The organism is Marinitoga piezophila KA3 (genome assembly GCF_000255135.1).
GTDB classification, from domain to species: Bacteria; Thermotogota; Thermotogae; order Petrotogales; family Petrotogaceae; genus Marinitoga; species Marinitoga piezophila.
Genome location: NC_016751.1, coordinates 72,796 through 91,317 on the forward strand (window position 1 = coordinate 72,796; position 18,522 = coordinate 91,317).

An 18,522-nucleotide genomic window follows, 5' to 3' on the forward strand; every position below is an offset into this window, starting at 1 on the left:
CTTAAATGGATAGAATTATAGCCCTCATTATATTTCTTTTTTCATATACATTACTTATTACCGAAAAAGTAAATAGAACGATAGTGGCGATTCTTGGCGCCACTATCATGATGATATTTGGAATATTTGATAATCATATCGAAGCAATAAAAAATTATGTTGATGTAAATACTATATATCTTTTAATGGGTATGATGATCTTTGTTTCGGTTATAAGAAAGAAGGGATTATTTGAATATCTTGGAATAGTAACCCTGAAAATATTTAAGAAAAATGGATTTTTGCTCTATTTTGGTTTAACGTTTATGGTTGCATTGATGTCTGCTATTATTGATAACGTTACTACTGTATTGGTATTTATACCGATTACCTTAGCAATTACAGATTCATTAGATGTAGATCCGTTACCTTTTATATTTGGTGAAATAATGGCATCTAATATTGGAGGTACTGCAACCATTATTGGTGATCCACCGAATATTATGATTGCAAGTGCAGCCGGATTAAATTTCACAGAATTTTTTCTAACAAATGGTCCAATATCTTTTATAAACCTATTTACAATGCAAATAATAACAATGATAATGTTTAAAAAAACATTGAATTTTAAAATTGATCAGGAAAAAGTAAAATCATTTGATCCACATTCTGCAATAGGAAATAAAAAGGATTTTATAATATCATGGTTTTTACTTATATTAACGCTTTTAATGTTTATTTTTCAGCATCAACTTGAAATGGAAAGTTCGACAATTGCTTTATTCATAGGTTTCTTAGCACTTTTGATACTGGATAAAGATGAAGTTGAAGAAATATTGAAAGAAGTAGAATGGGGAACAATTTTGTTCTTTTTTGGACTATTTATAATTACGGGAGGTCTTGTAGAAACAGGAATTTTAAAAGACTTTACTTATTTTCTTGCAAAAATTGCAGGAGATTCTATGAGAAGCTTTGCGATGATGCTTATAGGTGTTTCAGGTACAGTATCAGGTGTTGTAGATAATATTCCATTTACGGCGACAATGATCCCTGTAATAAAAAATCTTCAAAATATTAATCCGGAAACATTTGGGAATTTAAACCCATTGTGGTATGCATTATCTCTTGGAGCATGTTTAGGTGGAAATTTTACACCTATAGGTGCATCGGCAAATATTATAGCTCTTGCAATGCTAAAACAATTTAAAAATGAAGAGATTAGTTTTATAAATTTCTTTAAATATGCAGCTTTAATAGTGTCTGTTAATTTAATAATTTCAGCAATATATATAGAATTTATATTAATATGAGGTGAGAGAATGAAAATAGAAGTAAATGATGAATTAATTACCAAATTAGAAAAATTATCAATGATAAAATTAAGTGAAGAAGAAAAAGAGATAATAAAAAAAGATTTAGAGGAAATATTAAATTATATGAATCAAATAGATGAAGTAATTACAGAAAATATTGAACCCATGTTTTCACCTGTTGAAAATATATTAAAAAATGTATTTCATGAAGATAAAGAAAAAGTTTCTGAATATATAGAAAATATAATAAAAGAATATCCAAATAAAAAGGATAATCTCTTGAAGGTGCCTGGAATTCAGAATTAATCATGAACAACAAAGGAAAAATATATGAAGATATTGCTGTAAAATTTCTTAAAAAGAAAGGTTTTAAGATTTTAAAAAGAAATTTTACTACCCGTATAGGCGAAATAGATATAATTGCAAAAGATGGAAATACATTGGTTTTTGTTGAAGTAAAAGGCGGGAAGGATTATTATGGAAATCCTGCCTATAGGGTTAATATTTCTAAAATAAACAAAATAATTAGAGTAGCAAATATATATATTAATAAGTTTAAACCAAACTTTGAAGAAACAAGGATAGATGTAATTGGGATTAACGATAAATTTGAAATCTCATATTTTCCTGACCAAAGATTAATATAAGGGCGTAATGCCCTTTTTTTATTTGTTTATATTATGGTATAATATATGTGGAAAGCTCGCAGTAAAAGGAGGAGAAGATAATGGATTTAAAAGAAATTTCATATAAAAAATTAAATATATGGCTTGAAAAAAGCGATAAAATGCTAAAAAAAGAACTTGAAGAAATTAAGGATAATGAAGATGAAATAATAGATAGATTCTTTAAGGATCTTGAGTTTGGAACAGGAGGATTAAGAGGGAAGATAGGAGCTGGTACAAATAGAATAAATATTCATACTATATCCAAAGCAACACAGGGATTTGCAAATTATTTGAAAAGCATATGCAGATTTCCATCAGTAGTAATTGCATATGATACAAGAAAATTTTCATTTGAATTTGCTAAAGCAGCAGCTTCTGTTCTTGCTGCAAATAATATAAATGTTTATATATTTAAAGAAGTTACAGCTACGCCTATTCTTTCATTTGCAGTGAGACAATTAAAAGCTACAGGTGGAATAGTAATTACAGCAAGTCATAATCCACCGCAATATAATGGTTATAAAATATACACCTCAGATGGTACTCAAGCAGTACCTCATATAGCAGAAAAAGTAATTGAAGAAATAAAAAAATTGGACTATTTTGAAGGCATAAAAACTATGAAATTTGAAGATGGTCTGGAAGAAGGAATAATAAATTGGGTATCTGATGAATTATTTGATGATTACATAGATACGCTTGAAAGCTTTTTAAGATCTCTTGAACCTTCACTTGAAAATAATTTAAAGATAGTATATACACCTTTACATGGAACAGGTTTAAAACCAGTAAAAGAATTATTGGGAAGATTAGGATTTGAAACAATTATAGTTGAAAAACAGGCAGTTCCTGATTCAAATTTTTCCACTGTGAAAGTCCCTAATCCAGAAGAAAAAGATGCATTTAAATTAGCTATAGAAGCGGCTAAACAAAATGATGCTGATCTTATAATGGCAACAGATCCTGATTCAGATAGATTGGGAATATACGCTAAAGAGAATGGAGAATATATAACTTTTACAGGTAATCAAATAGGAGTTATGCTTGCCCACTTTATTTTGACAAGATTGCAGGCATTAAATATGTTACCAGATAATGGATTAATAGTAAAAACAATAGTTACAACAGACATGATAAAACCCATTATAAAAGAGTTTAATGTTTCATTGGAAGAAACTTTAACAGGATTTAAATTCATTGGTGAAAAAATAGAATATTATACTGAAAATGGTCAAAAAAAGTTTATTTTTGGATTTGAAGAAAGTTATGGTTATCTTGCAAATGATCATGCACGAGATAAAGATGCTGTGATTGCAGCTGGATTAGTTTCTGTTTTATTTTCTCATTTACAAAAAGAAAATAAATCTTTAAAAAAATATTTAAATGAATTGTATGAAAGATATGGCTATTATCTTGAAGAAAATGTTTCATATACCTTAGAAGGAATAAAAGGAATGCAAAAGATAAACGATACTATGGAAAAATTAAGAAATGAACCACCAGTAAAAATAGGAGAATATAACTTAATAGAAACTATAGATTATAAAAAAGGGATAAATAATTTACCTAAATCAAATGTTGTAGAATTGAATTATGATAATAAAATAAAGATTATAGGTAGACCTTCAGGTACAGAACCTAAAATCAAGTTTTATTTGATGGCAAAGGGAGAAAATTTAAACGAAGTAGAAAGTTTGATAAAAATGGCAAAAGATGCAGTGAATTTAATAATGGAATAATTATTTGAGGTGAAATTATGGAACCTAATCTTTTATTAGTGTGTAATAATGGAGATTTTTATGTTCCAAAAAAATGTGAATTTATTGATTTAAAAACATTAAAAATAGAACTATATGGTGAAGAGGATATTGAAAATATAAAACAAAAAAACGATGGAATACTCGGATACTTTGTAATAAAAGAAAAAGTAGGGAATCTTGTTGGAATGAAAAGATTCCTGAAAATAGATAAGAGAATTAATAATTACTTAAAAGTAACCTTTGTTGATTTTATACCTGATGAAATAAGGGAACTATACGGTGATTATATTGAAGTAATTTCTGAATTTGTAGGATTATATAATATAATTCATGAATTAAATAGATTAATAAACCTTGGGAATATTCGTGAAAATTATGAACAGTGGCTTGACAATCAATTAAAAGATGTTCCTGATGAACATATTGATACGCTTGGAATGCACATTTCAAAATTTGCAAACCTTTATTTAATTCGTGTTTATGAAAATATGTTTTCAAAAAATCTAGAATTACTTGAAAAAGAAGAAAAGGAGATTGCTTATAAAATATTGGAAACAGGTGTTTTGAAAGAAAAGGGAGTATTTAAATAATGGAGGTAAATAAATGAGAGTAGCAGCAATAGTAGCGTATGACGGAACAAAATTCAATGGATTTCAAGGACAACCAAAAGTAAGAACAGTTCAAGGAGAATTTGAAAAAGTTTTAAAAAGAATATTTAAACAAAAAGTAATTTCATGGGGAGCAGGAAGAACAGATACAGGTGTTCATGGATATGGACAGGTTATAGCTTTTGATGTTCCAAATGAAAGAATGACACTTGAAAATATAAAAGATGCTTTAAATGCAAATCTACCAGAAGATATATATGTTAGAAAAGTTCTTAAAGTAAGAGATAAATTTTCTCCAAGGCATGAAGCAACAAAAAGAATATATCATTATTTTATATATCAAAATGATGAACCAAACATCTTTTTAAGAGATAGAGTTTGGTGGTTTCCATATGATTTAAATATTGAAAAAATGAGAAAAGCTGCAAAATATCTTGAAGGAGAACATGATTTTACGACATTTAAAACTGGAAACGATGATAGAAATCCAGTAAGAACAATATATAGAATAAGAATTTTAAAAATGAGAAATAATATTATATTAATAAGGGTAGAAGGCCATTCGTTCTTAAGAAGAATGGTCAGGAATATAGTAGGAGCACTTGTAAAGGTAGGGACAGAAAATTGGGAACCAGAATATATAAAAGAGATATTAGAGGCCAAAAGCAGGTCAAAGGCACCGGCTTCAGCACCACCACAAGGATTATACTTTTATTCAGTATTATTTTAATAATATCCTCAAATATATTTGCTAAAGAAAAAATAGGGCTTATTTATAAAGGCCCTACTTCTTTATTTTCTAAAATATATTATGAAATATATAAATATGCTGATATTGAAACGCCACCGTCTACTCTATCTGAAAGAATGGAGGTTGTTGTCAATCTTCCAGAAATAAAAATCGATTTTAAAGGAAATGAATATATCGATAAGTTTGATAATTATAAAATATTAATAAGAAAAATATTAAAAGATTATTATCCAAGAAGAATATATGTTATGGCTAATGATTGTGAAATAGTATTGAACGATGGAGATAGGGTAAAATCAACATTTATAAATTGGGAAAATGAAGTATATATAAACATATACAAAAATGGTAATATTTTTAATGTACCTGTATCTATGCCGATAGGGGAAAGTATAAAAAGAGTTCCTGATAAATGGGTAAATTTAAAAATTGTTGGATATACGGGTCCAGCTACTTTAAATAACATACCTATTCAGTTGGATGAAAATATGGAAATCCCACCTGCGAAATATGAATTAATAACTCCATACGAAAAAGTAAATTTTGATACGACAGAAAGTGAAAATAATTATACTCTTTCTCTTATAAAAGAGGTTGTAGAAAAAGAAATTAAAATGGAAAATATTTATGCAATTTTTGAATTGGAATCTGGTATATCGATACTTGGAGAAAAAAGAAGCATATGGATACCGAAAAATGGGGATAAAATTCTTGATGTTGAAAATGTGGATTTTATATCGCCATATGGGATGCTTGATAAAAAACATGGTATTCAATATCATGGAAAGCCCATATTTTTATATGAATATAATTACACAGTTTACATAATAACCTCATACGGAGAAATTTTAACTGTTGGATTAAGAAATATAATTAGAGATATGGAAAGAAGTCCAGCAAGTATAAAAGTAAAAAATAATATTATAGAAATTACAACATTTGGCGGGAAAATGTATAGTATAGATCTAAAAACAGGAGGATTGTATTATAAAGGAATTACTTCAAAAATTATGTATAATATAAATTTAAATACTTCAGGAGTGTTTGAAATAAAAGATAAGAAAGTAATAATAAAGAATAATGCAATAAAAATAATAAAGATAAAAGAAAAAACATATAACAAATAAAAAAATTCCCTGGTATTTAGCCCAGGGAATTTTTTATAATAACAATTTTTTTTCAATATTTTTTCCTATAGCCTGTATTAATTGTGTAATAGATATTAAAATAATAATATCATAAATTAAAACATCAAATCTAAATCGTTGATAGCCGTAATTTATAGCCATAGCACCAAGACCTCCAGCACCAACAGCACCGGCAATTGCGGTATAGGTTATAAGATTAATTAATAATAAAGTTATATCAGAAACTATTTTTGGTAAAGTTTCAGGCAACAACATTTTTAATATAAATTCTGTATTATTCATTCCAAGAGTATGTGCGGTATCAAGCATTTCTTTAGGAAGAGAATTAAATGTATTTTCACTTAATCTGGCCATAAAAGGAATAGCAGCTATAGTTAGTGAAACAACTGCTGATTTTGGACCTATAATTGTTCCGGCTATTAATTTAGTTAAAGGAATAACAAGCACAATTAAAATTATAAAAGGTATAGATCTAAAAATATTTATAAATCCATCAAGAATTCTATAAATAATTCTTGAAATTGTATCATTATTAATAGAAGTTAAATACAATAATATTCCAATTGGAATTCCAAAAACAACGCTTAGAAAACCTGAAAAAAATGTCATATAAAGGGTTTCTAACGTAGCTTTTAGTAATTCATTATAAATATGCATCTTATAACACCTCCAGGGAATAAACGTGTTTTTGTAAATCATATATAAATTCCTTTGCTCCGTTTCCCTCAATTTCAATTATAAGTTTTCCAAAAGGTGCATTTTTAAATTCTTCTATTTTTCCGTATAAAATATTAAAAGTAATATTATATTTTTTTGCAATGTTATAAAGAATAGGTTTTTCAACATTGTTTCCATAAAAGATAATTTTTATAATCTTGCCAGTTCTTTCTTTTAATTTATTATAATTAAAATTAACATCCTTATAGAATTCATTATTTAATTCATTTTCAAATTCTGAGAAGAATTTATAAACTTCTCCATAATAATAAACTCTTCCGTTTTTCAAATATAGTATTTTATCGCAAATTCTTTTTATTACATCCATTTCATGAGTGATAATAATAGTTGAAATGGCCATTTCTATATTTATTTTTAATATTAATTCAAGTATTTTTTCAGTAGTTTTTGGATCAAGCGCAGATGTAGGTTCATCAAGGAACAAAATATCAGGATTTGAGACAATTGCTCTTGCAATTGACACTCTTTGTTTTTCTCCACCTGATAATTGTGATGGAAAAGCTTTAATTCGGTGATCAAGACCAATTTTTTTTATAATATCAATGACTCTTTTTTCAATATTTCTTTCTTTATTAAGAATAAGAGGCAAAGCAATATTATCAAAAACATTTTTTCTTGATAACAAATTATAATGTTGAAATGCAACGCCTATTTTTTTTCGAATTTTTCTTAAATCTCTACCTGATAATGAGGTTAAATCAATATTGTTAAATAGAATTTTTCCCTCAGGTCTTTTTAAAAGAGTTAAAGCTCTCAATAAGGAGGACTTTCCGGCTCCGGAAAGTCCTATTATCCCAACGATTTCGCCTTTTTTTATATTAAAATTAATATCTTTTAAAATGTAATTTAATCCATCATATGTAAGATTCAAGTTTTTAACTTCAAGCAAAACATTCACACTCCTTAAAATACTGGAACAACAGCCCCATTATATTTTTCTAATATAAACTCCTTTACCTTCTGACTTTGCAATAATTCAATTAACTTTTTTAATTGTTTATTATTTTTATTTTTTTCTTTTACTGCAATAATATTTGCATATGGTGAATTTGCATCTTCAATAAAAATAGCATCCTGCAAAGGATTTAAACCATTTTCAATAGCATAATTTGTATTAATAACTGCACCAACAACAGTATTATCTTCTTTGTAAGTTCTTGGAAGATATGCAGCGTCCAATTCTACAAAATTTAAATTATATTTATTATCTTTAATATCCGTTATTGTTACTTTCAATGAATTTGTTGATTTAAGGGTGATTAAACCATTTTTTGCAAGTAATAATAAAGCTCTTCCTTCATTAGTTGCATCATTAGGAATAACAACCTTATCACCGGATTTAAATTCTGATAATTGTTTTTTAGAATAAAAACCCATTGGTTCAACATGAATTTTAGCAACGGCAATTAAATCGGTATATCCTTTATTTTTTGAAAATTCTTCTAAATAGGGAATATGTTGAAAATAATTAGCATCAATCTGTTCTTCTTCTAACGCGATATTAGGCTGTACATAATCATTAAAAACAACAATATCTAATTTATATCCCGTTTCCTTTTCAAAATCATTTTTAACAAATTCTAGAATTTCAGCGTGCGGAATAGCTGTAGCTCCGATTTTAAAAACTTTCTCTTTTTCACTACATCCCATCAATACCAATAAAATTCCTACCAGAATAAATACCACTTTTTTCATAAAAAACCACCTCCATAAAAAATATTAAAAAAAAGAAGGCCGATTATTTCTAATCGGCCTTCTCAATTAAAACCACTCAGCACGAAAACAGTGTGGCATTAATCTTCATTAGAGAAGACCGCAAATGCCACATCATCATCATATTTACTTTATATAAAAATTCAAATGTTGAAAAATTTTTCATAAAATCACCTCTGTAATTTTTTACGATTTTAACATAAATAAAGTCAAATGTCAAGACTTTTTTTAATACAAAAATAAAAACTCCCGACATAAGTCGGGAGTTTTTTGGAGGCAACGGTGGGATTTGAACCCACGAATAGCGATTTTGCAGACCGCCGCCTTAGACCCCTTGGCTACGTTGCCTTAACCGTGAATAATTATACCACAAATATTATTAAGTTATATAGAAGAAAACATAAAATTTACTTAAATTTATTTTTCTCTGTTTCTATAAAACATTTGAATTCCTATTTCGTCCATCATTCTATTTTCTTCCCTTTGAAATTCAACCTTAAATTCTTCAAATTTCCTTTCTTTCAGTTTTTCGAGGATTATCCTATCTTTTCTTTTTTCTAAATAAATCTGTCTTTTTTCTTCTTCAAGTGCAACTTTTTGTCTGTAAATTTCTCCTAATTTTATTTTTTCTTCTTCAAGTGCTTCTAAATAACTTCTCCATTGTATTACCTCTTGAATAGTTAAAGTTTTCTCTGAAAGCATTTTTATGAATTTTTCGTTTTCATTTTTTATTTTTTCATTTATAGCAATCAAATCTTCTTCTGCCTTTATTCGATTGGCAGTTGCTTCAAGGAATATTCTTTTTGCATCTTCTTCAAGTCTTTCTCTTAAATTTTTAAGTCTTTCAAGATTAAATCTAAACCTCATTTAAATCAACTACTTTATTCCGAGTTTTTCAAGTTTATAATATAAATTTCTCACGGTTAAACCCAATTTTTTAGCCGCAGCTGTTTTATTTCCCTGACAACTTTTTAATGTTTCTATTATAATATATTTTTCATATTCTGAGAGTAACTCTTTTAAAGTGCCATCTAATTTCTTTTCAAGGTCTTCATTTTTTAATTCTGGTAGATGCATGGAGGTTATCATGGTTTCAGTTTGTGTCATATTCATTAAAGCTCTATCAAGCACATTTTCAAGTTCTCTAATATTTCCAGGCCAATCATAACTTTTTAAAATATTAACGGCATCTTCTGACAATCCATAAACAACTTTTTCATGTTTTTGATTTAAAATATGCAAAATCTGTTTTGCCATTTTTGGAATATCTTCTTTTCTTTCTCTAAGAGGAGGTACGTCAATAGTCACTACAGAGATTTTGTAGTATAATCTTCTTGAAAATTTTCCAAGTGACATAAGCTCTTTTAAATTTTCCGGTGTAGCAAATATAATTCTTACATCAGATTTAATCTCTTTATCGTTAAAAATAACCTTTCCAGTATTTAAAAATTCGAAAAATAATTCCTGAACATCTGGACCCATTAAATGTGTATTATCTATAAACAAAGTTCCCTTGTGTGCCTTTTCAAAAAAGTTATTTTCATTTCCGAAAAATATTTCTAATTGTTTCTTTTCATCATATAATAATAGATTAGTTGCAACAAATGAATAATTTCTTCTTTCGCTGAAATTATGTATAGCTTGAGCTAATATTTCTTTGCCAACGCCTGGTTCTCCGTTTAATAATACATTAACTTTTGTATTTGCAGCCTTTTTAGCTTGAGTAACTACATTTTTCATTATTTCTGATTCGCTAACAATATCTTCAAAGGTATATCTTGCTTCTTCCTTTTTTAATAATCTCTTAGTTGCTTCTAATTCTCTCAATAATCTTTCAATTTCTGAAATATCATGAATAACACCAACGCTACCTTTAAATTCTCCTTTTACAAAAATTGGATTAACGTTTATTATAACTTCTTTCTTATTAGTAGCAAGCTTAGTTCTAACATTTAATATAGGTTTTTGTTCTCTTGAACATTTAATATGCATACTTTCCTGCCCTTCAGCAATATCGTAAGTAGCCAATTTTCCAATAACTTCTTTTGCTGAAAGACCAGTTACTTTTGTATAAGCTTTATTAACCATTACAATTCTACCTTCTTCATCGGCAACAGAAATTGCATCATATGTAGAATCAATTATGGCTCGTAACAAAGAATCTAATTCCCTTAAATTTGTAACTTCTTCAGCTAATTTTTGAATACTCGTTACATCTCTAAATACTGCTGCAGCACCAATGATTTCCCCATTTTCATCTCTTATTGGAAATCTTGAGGTAACAATAATCTTTTTACCGAGATTCTGTATTCTATCAAGTTCTGGAATGCCAGTTTTTAAAACGATATGAAGTCTTGTATCAGTTATACTATCAGTAACCTTTGTATGTAATACCTTTTCTTTTGGAACACTGAGTATTTTAGCAGCAGAATTATTTAAAAATATAATTTCTTCTTTATCATTAATTAAAATAACTGCTTCTTGAATATCTTCTAAAATACTCATAATCATCTCTGCATTAGTCATGTCACAATTCCCCCTCTAACAATTTATGTTCCTGAATCCATCCGTCCAAATCCAATTCAACCATTGTATCAATAACTTTGTTATATTCTGAGTATTTTAATATACGATTTATTTCCGGGTATTCTTTGGTTTTATATACAGGAACATATTGATCCATCAAACTAACCAATATATTTTTATCCAGTTTTGCAACAAATTTAAGAGCCCCCTGTGCCTCATCAATGTTATTAGGTAATACAAGTATTCTTATAATCAATCCTCTTTTTAAAAGGTTATTTTCAAAGATATAATTACTTCCAACTTGTCTATACATTTCTTTTACAGCATCTTGTGCAAATTTCCAGTAATCTGGAGTTTTAGAATATCGATTAGCAGCATATTCAGTTGTATATCTAATATCTGCAAGGTAAATATCTATAACGCCGTCTAAAAATTTTAAAGTTTCAACTGTTTCATAAGACGAAGTGTTCCATAATAAAGGAATATTTAATCCATTTTCAATAGCGATGATTAATGCGTCAAAAATAAACGGGAGATAGGGCGTGGCGGTAACTAAATCTATATTTTTAACCTTTTTTTCGTTTTGTAACCAGAGAAATTTTTCTGCCAATTCTTCAACGTTAAATTCTTTACCAAAGCCTTTTTGAGAAAAATTAAAATTCTGACAATAAACACATTTCATTACACAATTACTAAAGAAAACGCCTCCTGCACCAGTATCTCCAACCAAAGGAGGTTCTTCTCCTTTGTAAAGTACAAATTCAGAAACTTTAATCTTATTACTTACACCACATACACCAACATGCTTATGTCGATTTATTTGACATTGCTTTGGACATAAATTACATGAAAAAAGTTTTTCATATAAAATATCTCGTCTCTTTTGTAATTCGCCTGATTCATAAAGTTTTATGTAAGAAGGAACATATGCCATTACAGTGCAATACCTCCATCAACTCGTATAACCTGTCCTGTAATATATGATGAATCATCTGATGCAAGGAATAAAACGACTTTTGCGACTTCTTCTGCGCTTCCCATTCTTTTTAATAATATTCTTTCAAGAGCAGCTTTTTTAAAGTCTTCATTTAATTCTTTAGTCATATCTGTTTCGATAAATCCTGGAGCCACAGCATTTACTCTAATTTGTTCTCCTTTCATTGTCAATTCTTTTGCCCATGTTTTTGTCATTCCAATAACTCCTGCTTTACTTGCAGAATAATTGGTTTGTCCAATATTACCTTCAAGCCCAACAACACTGGAAATATTTATTATAGATCCTTCTTTTTGTTTTCTCATAACTTTTGCAACCGCTTTGGTAACAAGAAATACACCTTTTAAGTTTACATTGATAACAAAATCAAAATCTTCTTCCTTCATTAATAATAACAACATATCTTTAGTTACACCTGCATTATTGACAAGAACATCAATTCTTTTAAATTCTTTAGCAATTGTCTTAACTGTATTATTAATTTCATCACTATTTGAAACATCGACTTTGTATCCGATGAACTTTCCAGGCCCTTTTTCATTTAATTCTTCTTCTACTTTTTTCAAAGCATCCAGGTTTCTTGCAAACCCCAAAACGGTAGCTCCTTCGCTTACAAAAACTTCACTTATTTTTTTGCCAATACCTCTGTTTGCACCAGTTACTACACATATTTTATTTTCTAATTTCATTCTTTTTCCTCCTTTGAACTTTTTAATAAAAATCAAATCACATTATATTATAGCATATTTTTTGTAATACAATCTATTGTATGATATAATTTACATATGAAAGGGAGTGGATAAATGGAACAGGAATTCAGGGAATATATTACTGAAATAGAGAATATTCTTGAAAAAAAACTACCTGATGAATCAATCGAAATATTGAGGAAAGCATATTATCTTGCTAAGGAAGCTCATAATGGTCAGATGAGAGCTTCTGGGGAGCCTTTTTTCGAACATCCTAAAGCTGTATCTAAAATTCTTGCTGAATTGAAGATGGATGTTGAAAGTATAGCTTCTGCCTTATTGCATGATGTTGTTGAAGATTGTGATGTTCCTATTGAAAAGATTACCAATGAATTTGGACCGGAAATAAGTAGAATAGTTGATGGAGTTACCAAAATTAGTAATTTAAAATTAAATGAAAAATTAAATAAAGTAGATATGAAATCGCTTGAGAAAATAGAGACTATCAGGAAAATGTTGTTAGCAATGTCAAATGATATAAGGGTTATTATTGTTAAATTAGCAGATAGACTACATAATATGAGAACTTTACAGTATGTTCCATATAAAAAACAGGTGATAAAGTCTCAAGAAACATTAAAAATTTATGCCCCGATTGCCCATAGACTTGGTATTCATAAAATAAAAGCAGAATTAGAGGATTTATCTTTTAAATATCTGTATCCAGAAGCCTATGAAGATTTAAAAAGAAAGTTGGAAGAACGTGTATCAAATGTTCATGACAGGATGGAAGAATATAAAACAACAATAAAAGAACAATTAGAAAAACACAATATAAAAGCTACGTTGCAAGGAAGAACAAAACATCTATATAGTATATGGGAAAAAATGCTAAGAAAAAACAAAAGTTTTGAAGATATTTATGATTTTATTGCTTTAAGAATTATAACGGAGTCTCCTACAGCATGTTATGCAGCTTTAGGTGTTGTTCATTCTGTTTGGAGACCTGTGCCCGGAAGAATAAAAGATTATATAGCCGTTCCAAAATCAAATGGTTATAGGTCAATTCACACTACTGTTATTACAAATAAAGGTGAAACGCTTGAAATTCAAATTAGAGATTGGGAAATGCATGAAGAAAGTGAATATGGTCTTGCAGCACATTGGGCATACAAACAGGGTGTAGACGCTAAAAAAATGTATTTCGTAAAAAGATTAATGGATTTACATAAAGAAATAGCCCAATCTGCATTTAATATGAGTGAAATAGAAGAGGAACTTCAGGCGCATGAAGTTTTTGTATTTACACCAAAAGGTGAGATTTTGCATTTGCCATATGGCGCAACTCCAATTGATTTTGCATACGCCATTCATACTAACGTTGGAAATCATTTTGCCGGTGCAAAGGTTAATGGAAGAATAGTTCCTATAAGTTATGAGCTTCAAAATGGAGATATTGTAGAAATAATAGTTAACAGAAACTCTTCTGGTCCAAGTATAGATTGGTTGAAATATGCAAAATCTTCAAGAACAAAGCATAAAATAAAAAGATATTACAGATTAAAAAATGAAAAGAATCTTGAAGAAAAAGGAAGAGACAAGATTCGTGAAATTGCTAAAGACCTTGATATGTCCATAGATAATCTAATTCACGAAATAAGAAATAATGAGATTTTTTGTGAAAAACACAAGATAAAAAATGAAGAAGAATTATATATTCGTCTTGGTTTTGGAGATTTAAACCCAAGGGAGATATACAAATTATTTGAGAAGAAAGAAGAACCAAGAATAGAAGAAAAGAAAGAAGAAGTACATCACATTACCTATAAGCGAAAAGGAGTAGGAGTTATAGTAGATGGTCAGGAAGGTATAGATGTTTATTTTGCAAAATGTTGTAATCCTGTTCTTGGTGATGACATTATAGGTATTGTTAGTAGAAGAGGTATAGGTATTCATAGAAGAAATTGTATGAATATACGTGAAGTTCCACCAAATAGAGTAATAAAAGTTAGTTGGGTAACAGAAGATGCAGAAAATACAAAATTCGTTACACATCTTTTAATAGAAATGGAAAACAAATCTGTTCTTGATGATATAAGAAGAAAAATAAAAAATGAAAAAGCTAATATAGAAATGTATGAAACCACAAGAAAAACTGATAGAATAGATCTAAAGATGCGATTAGCTGTAAAAGATGTACAACATCTAATGAGAGTGTTAACGGCAATAAAAAATATAAAGGGAGTATATAGTGTAAGGAGGAGTTAAAGTTGAGAGCTGTATTGCAAAGAGTAAAAAAAGCTTCTGTGGTAGTTGAAAATGAAATAGTTGGAAAAATTGGAAAGGGAATTTTAGTTCTACTTGGAGTAGGGCATAACGATACAGAAAACGATATAAAGTGGTTAGCAGATAAAATAATGAATTTAAGGATTTTTGAAGATGAAAATGATAAGATGAATTTGTCCTTGCTTGATATAAAGGGAGAAATACTTGTTGTATCTCAATTTACATTATATGGAGATTGTAGAAAAGGCAGAAGACCTTCGTATTCAAATGCAGCGAAACCCGATAAAGCTAATGAATATTATGAGAAGTTTATGAAATATATTGAAGACAATTATAATATAAAGGTTGAAAGAGGGATTTTTCAAGCAGAAATGGAAGTTGAGTTAATAAATGACGGCCCAGTAACTTTGTTATTAGATTCAGAAAAAACATTTTAAAAAAAATTTGGAGGTGTTATTATGAAAGAAGTTGAAATTACAGTATTCGTATATTCTGAACAACCTTTTGATGTACATATTAGCAGTGAAGGAGCTCAATATGGAGTAACTCCTCAAAATGTGCATAAAATATATAGAGGTGAAGAAAAACCTGCTAAAGGTGTTGTTGTGAAATTTAAATTACCAGATGGAACAAAAAAATATGTAAGAGGGGAATAAAGAAAATATGAGTAATTTATATCTTATAGATGGAAGCGGAGTAGCATATAGAGCATTTTTTGCATTGGATCAGGAATTGCAAACATCAACAGGAATTCCAACTAATGCAATCTATGGTGTTACCAAAATGCTTATAAAAATCTTAAAAAAATATATAAAAACAAATGAAGATGCAGTTATTTTCGTAATGGATAAAAAAACTGTAACCTATAGGCACAAATTATTAGAACAGTATAAAGCTAACAGACCTGAAACACCTAAAATATTCAAAGAGCAAATACCTTATATACTTGAAATGGTTAATGCACTTGGAATAAAGACAATTGCTGAAGAAGGTGTTGAGGCAGATGATGTTATAGCAACATTGGCTTTAAAAGGAAAGGAAAAATTTAAAAATATTTATATTCTTTCTTCCGATAAAGATTTAATGCAGTTAATAGATGAGAAAATAAAAATGTTAAGAATTGGCAGAGGTATTACCGATTTAATAGAATATGATATAGAAAAAGTTAAAGAGAGATATGGATTTGAACCTAAAAAAATTCAAGATTTTCTTGCATTAACTGGAGACACTGCGGATAATATTCCTGGTGTAAAAGGAATTGGAGAAAAAACGGCTACAAAGCTTATAAAAGAGTATGGGACTCTTGAAGAAATATATAAAAATGTTAGAAATACAACTAAATCCATACAGAAAAAATTAACAGAAGGAAAAGATATGGCATTTTTAAGTAAAAAATTGGTTCAATTAATTACAGATGTTGAGTTGGATATAAATTGGGAAGATTATATATATAGGGGTTATACAGAGGAACTTGAGAAATTATTAAATGAATTTGAATTTAAATCAATAATTAGAGAATTAGGATTAAAGGAAGAAAAAAAAGTAATAGTCTCACCTGAAATCCCGGAATTTGAAGATCTATCTAAAAAGGGAAAATATCATTTAATAAGTCCTGATAAAATCGATGAAATAATATCGAAAATAAAGGATGCAAATCCTGTATCATTTGATTTAGAGACAACCGCAGTAGATCCGTATCGTGCAGAAATTCTTGGCATAGCTTTATCTACAGAACCAGGGATAGGGTATTACATCGATATATCAAAACTTGAAAAAAAAGAAAAACTTGAAATATTAAAAAAAATATGGTTAATTCTCAAAGAAAAAGATTTAATTGGACAAAATCTTAAATACGATTTATCAATAATGAAGGTTAATGGGTTTGAGATAAAGAATCCTTATTTTGATACAATGATTGCTGCATATCTTGTTTTTCCAGATTCTCGACGATTCAATATGGATGATTTAGCTAAAAAATATCTCGATTATGAAACAATAAAATATGATGATATAGTAAAAAAAGATACCTTATTTGCCAATACATTAAAAGATGTAGATCCTGAAAAGGTTGCGGAATATTCAGGTGAAGATGCAGATATAACTTTACGTCTTTTTTATGTATTAAAACCTCGAATCTATGAATTTCAACTTGAAAAGGTAATGGAAGAAATAGAAAATCCCCTAATTCCTGTTCTAGCCAAAATGGAATTAAATGGAGTTTTCTTTGATATTCCATATTTGAAAGAGCTTGAAAAAGAGTATAAAAATATTACCAAAAATATTTTAAATGAAATTCAGGAAATTGCAGGATATAGTGTTAATCCAAATTCTCCAAAACAAATCCGTGAATTGTTATTTGAAAAACTTGGAATAAAGCCGAAAAAGAAAACAAAAGGCGGTCAATATTCAACAAATGCACAGGTTCTGGAAGAGTTGAAAAATGAACATCCTGTAATTAAGCTTATATTAGAATATAGAAAATACCAAAAGCTTTTATCAACATATATTCAAGCAATACCAAAATTAGTAAATCCAGTAACGGGAAGAGTTCATACATCATTTAATCAAACAGGGGCAGCCACGGGAAGATTAAGCAGCAGTGATCCAAATCTACAAAATCTACCAATTAGAGAAGTGGAAGGGGAAAAGATAAGAAAAGCTGTCAAAGCTGAAAAAGAAAATTATGTTTTAATGAGTGCGGATTACTCTCAAATAGAATTACGTGTTTTAGCTCATATGAGTCAGGATCCAATTTTAATAGATTCATTCAATAAAAACCTTGATATTCATAAAATTACAGCAGCGAAATTGTTTGATGTTCCTGAAGAAAATGTTGATAATAAAATGAGGCAAATTGGAAAAATGATAAACTTTTCTATAATATATGGTGTTTCCTCATATGGTTTAGCTGAAAGAACAGGGATTTCTATAGAAGAAGCAGGAATATTCATAAAAAAGTATTTTGAGCTATATAAGAATGTAGAAAAATATCAGAAAGAAATATTATCCAATTTAAATAAAAATGGATATGTCGAAACATTATTTGGAAGAAAAAGATTTTTAAGTAAGTTGAATCTTAACAAAAATGATTTAAGAAGAATTGCAGTAAATACTCCAATTCAAGGAACAGCGTCAGATATTATGAAATTGGCAATGATAAAATTAGATAAAGTTTTGCCAGAATATGCTAAGATGATTCTTCAGGTTCATGATGAAATTGTAATAGAATTACCTGAAGATAGGATTGAAGAAGTTAGTTTAATTGTAAAGGAAACTATGGAAAATGCTGTTAAGTTAGATGTGCCTCTAAAAGTGGATATTGCAGTATCCGAAAGGTGGTCAAAGTGAG

The 18,522-nt window shown here is 28.5% G+C and carries 18 protein-coding genes and 1 tRNA gene; 11 read left to right on the top strand and 8 right to left on the bottom strand.

Annotated elements, in window-relative coordinates; all coding sequences use genetic code 11:
* The first annotated feature begins 5 nt into the window (after positions 1-5).
* From MARPI_RS00385 to MARPI_RS00415, 7 genes are all read left to right on the top strand, one after another.
* Positions 6-1,289 (top strand): ArsB/NhaD family transporter, encoded by a 1,284-nt coding sequence (locus MARPI_RS00385; protein ID WP_014295606.1) that lies wholly within the window; start codon positions 6-8, stop codon positions 1,287-1,289.
* 9 nt (positions 1,290-1,298) lie between these two features.
* A complete protein-coding gene (gatC, locus tag MARPI_RS00390; RefSeq protein ID WP_014295607.1) occupies positions 1,299-1,598 on the top strand; it encodes an Asp-tRNA(Asn)/Glu-tRNA(Gln) amidotransferase subunit GatC in 300 nt (99 codons plus the stop codon).
* Positions 1,599-1,600: 2 nt separating this feature from the next.
* The gene (locus MARPI_RS00395) at positions 1,601-1,939 is read left to right on the top strand and encodes a YraN family protein (RefSeq protein ID WP_014295608.1); all 339 of its coding nucleotides are present in this window, start codon (positions 1,601-1,603) and stop codon (positions 1,937-1,939) included.
* Positions 1,940-2,019: 80 nt separating this feature from the next.
* A complete protein-coding gene (locus MARPI_RS00400; protein ID WP_014295609.1) occupies positions 2,020-3,699 on the top strand; it encodes a phospho-sugar mutase in 1,680 nt (559 codons plus the stop codon).
* A 17-nt stretch (positions 3,700-3,716) separates the two neighbouring features.
* On the top strand, positions 3,717-4,310 hold the full coding sequence (locus MARPI_RS00405) for a hypothetical protein (RefSeq protein WP_014295610.1): 594 nt from the start codon (positions 3,717-3,719) through the stop codon (positions 4,308-4,310).
* 13 nt (positions 4,311-4,323) lie between these two features.
* Positions 4,324-5,058 (top strand): tRNA pseudouridine(38-40) synthase TruA, encoded by a 735-nt coding sequence (truA, locus tag MARPI_RS00410; protein ID WP_014295611.1) that lies wholly within the window; start codon positions 4,324-4,326, stop codon positions 5,056-5,058.
* Positions 4,953-6,206, top strand: a complete 1,254-nt coding sequence (locus tag MARPI_RS00415) for a hypothetical protein (RefSeq protein ID WP_041638401.1) — start codon at positions 4,953-4,955, stop codon at positions 6,204-6,206. The genes truA and MARPI_RS00415 overlap by 106 nt, the downstream gene beginning before the upstream one ends.
* 33 nt (positions 6,207-6,239) lie before the next feature.
* Here the strand turns inward: MARPI_RS00415 and MARPI_RS00420 are convergent, their stop codons facing one another.
* The 8 genes from MARPI_RS00420 to fabG all read right to left on the bottom strand — a co-directional run bounded on the left by MARPI_RS00420 (position 6,240) and on the right by fabG (position 12,887).
* Positions 6,240-6,884 carry a methionine ABC transporter permease gene (locus MARPI_RS00420; protein WP_014295613.1) on the bottom strand — a complete coding sequence of 215 codons (645 nt, stop codon included), beginning with the start codon at positions 6,882-6,884 and terminating at the stop codon, positions 6,240-6,242.
* Position 6,885: 1 nt separating this feature from the next.
* A complete protein-coding gene (locus tag MARPI_RS00425; RefSeq protein ID WP_238528148.1) occupies positions 6,886-7,863 on the bottom strand; it encodes a methionine ABC transporter ATP-binding protein in 978 nt (325 codons plus the stop codon).
* Between the two features lie 5 nt (positions 7,864-7,868).
* Positions 7,869-8,660, bottom strand: coding sequence for a MetQ/NlpA family ABC transporter substrate-binding protein (locus MARPI_RS00430; RefSeq protein WP_014295615.1), 792 nt, complete (start codon positions 8,658-8,660; stop codon positions 7,869-7,871).
* 289 nt (positions 8,661-8,949) lie between these two features.
* Positions 8,950-9,026: transfer RNA gene (locus MARPI_RS00440), tRNA-Cys, on the bottom strand.
* A 69-nt stretch (positions 9,027-9,095) separates the two neighbouring features.
* Positions 9,096-9,545: a flagellar export protein FliJ gene (gene fliJ / locus MARPI_RS00445; protein ID WP_014295616.1), complete on the bottom strand. Its 450-nt coding sequence runs from the start codon at positions 9,543-9,545 to the stop codon at positions 9,096-9,098.
* A gap of 9 nt (positions 9,546-9,554) precedes the next feature.
* Complete coding sequence (locus MARPI_RS00450; RefSeq protein ID WP_014295617.1) at positions 9,555-11,204, bottom strand: sigma-54-dependent Fis family transcriptional regulator; 1,650 nt, start codon at positions 11,202-11,204, stop codon at positions 9,555-9,557.
* Position 11,205: 1 nt separating this feature from the next.
* Entirely contained in the window at positions 11,206-12,138 is a 933-nt protein-coding gene (locus tag MARPI_RS00455; protein ID WP_014295618.1) for a radical SAM protein, read from the bottom strand.
* Positions 12,138-12,887, bottom strand: a complete 750-nt coding sequence (fabG, locus tag MARPI_RS00460; protein ID WP_014295619.1) for a 3-oxoacyl-[acyl-carrier-protein] reductase — start codon at positions 12,885-12,887, stop codon at positions 12,138-12,140. Before fabG ends, MARPI_RS00455 begins: the two co-directional genes overlap by 1 nt.
* 114 nt (positions 12,888-13,001) lie before the next feature.
* On the opposite strand from fabG, the gene MARPI_RS00465 reads away from it, so the two are divergent.
* Genes MARPI_RS00465 through polA form a run of 4 tightly spaced genes read left to right on the top strand, consistent with a single transcriptional unit; the run spans position 13,002 to position 18,521 of the window.
* Positions 13,002-15,155, top strand: coding sequence for a RelA/SpoT family protein (locus MARPI_RS00465; RefSeq protein WP_014295620.1), 2,154 nt, complete (start codon positions 13,002-13,004; stop codon positions 15,153-15,155).
* Positions 15,156-15,157: 2 nt separating this feature from the next.
* Complete coding sequence (gene dtd / locus MARPI_RS00470; protein ID WP_014295621.1) at positions 15,158-15,610, top strand: D-aminoacyl-tRNA deacylase; 453 nt, start codon at positions 15,158-15,160, stop codon at positions 15,608-15,610.
* A 21-nt stretch (positions 15,611-15,631) separates the two neighbouring features.
* The gene (locus MARPI_RS00475) at positions 15,632-15,829 is read left to right on the top strand and encodes a hypothetical protein (RefSeq protein ID WP_014295622.1); all 198 of its coding nucleotides are present in this window, start codon (positions 15,632-15,634) and stop codon (positions 15,827-15,829) included.
* 7 nt (positions 15,830-15,836) lie between these two features.
* The gene (polA, locus tag MARPI_RS00480) at positions 15,837-18,521 is read left to right on the top strand and encodes a DNA polymerase I (protein WP_014295623.1); all 2,685 of its coding nucleotides are present in this window, start codon (positions 15,837-15,839) and stop codon (positions 18,519-18,521) included.
* Position 18,522 lies beyond the last annotated feature (1 nt).

Coding starts and splice junctions, on each gene's coding strand:
- MARPI_RS00385 (WP_014295606.1), top strand. CDS start 6: ATGGATAGAATTATAGCCCTCATTATATTTCTTTTTTCATATACATTA.
- gatC (WP_014295607.1), top strand. CDS start 1,299: ATGAAAATAGAAGTAAATGATGAATTAATTACCAAATTAGAAAAATTA.
- MARPI_RS00395 (WP_014295608.1), top strand. CDS start 1,601: ATGAACAACAAAGGAAAAATATATGAAGATATTGCTGTAAAATTTCTT.
- MARPI_RS00400 (WP_014295609.1), top strand. CDS start 2,020: ATGGATTTAAAAGAAATTTCATATAAAAAATTAAATATATGGCTTGAA.
- MARPI_RS00405 (WP_014295610.1), top strand. CDS start 3,717: ATGGAACCTAATCTTTTATTAGTGTGTAATAATGGAGATTTTTATGTT.
- truA (WP_014295611.1), top strand. CDS start 4,324: ATGAGAGTAGCAGCAATAGTAGCGTATGACGGAACAAAATTCAATGGA.
- MARPI_RS00420 (WP_014295613.1), bottom strand. CDS start 6,884: ATGCATATTTATAATGAATTACTAAAAGCTACGTTAGAAACCCTTTAT.
- MARPI_RS00430 (WP_014295615.1), bottom strand. CDS start 8,660: ATGAAAAAAGTGGTATTTATTCTGGTAGGAATTTTATTGGTATTGATG.
- fliJ (WP_014295616.1), bottom strand. CDS start 9,545: ATGAGGTTTAGATTTAATCTTGAAAGACTTAAAAATTTAAGAGAAAGA.
- MARPI_RS00450 (WP_014295617.1), bottom strand. CDS start 11,204: ATGACTAATGCAGAGATGATTATGAGTATTTTAGAAGATATTCAAGAA.
- MARPI_RS00455 (WP_014295618.1), bottom strand. CDS start 12,138: ATGGCATATGTTCCTTCTTACATAAAACTTTATGAATCAGGCGAATTA.
- fabG (WP_014295619.1), bottom strand. CDS start 12,887: ATGAAATTAGAAAATAAAATATGTGTAGTAACTGGTGCAAACAGAGGT.
- MARPI_RS00465 (WP_014295620.1), top strand. CDS start 13,002: ATGGAACAGGAATTCAGGGAATATATTACTGAAATAGAGAATATTCTT.
- MARPI_RS00475 (WP_014295622.1), top strand. CDS start 15,632: ATGAAAGAAGTTGAAATTACAGTATTCGTATATTCTGAACAACCTTTT.
- polA (WP_014295623.1), top strand. CDS start 15,837: ATGAGTAATTTATATCTTATAGATGGAAGCGGAGTAGCATATAGAGCA.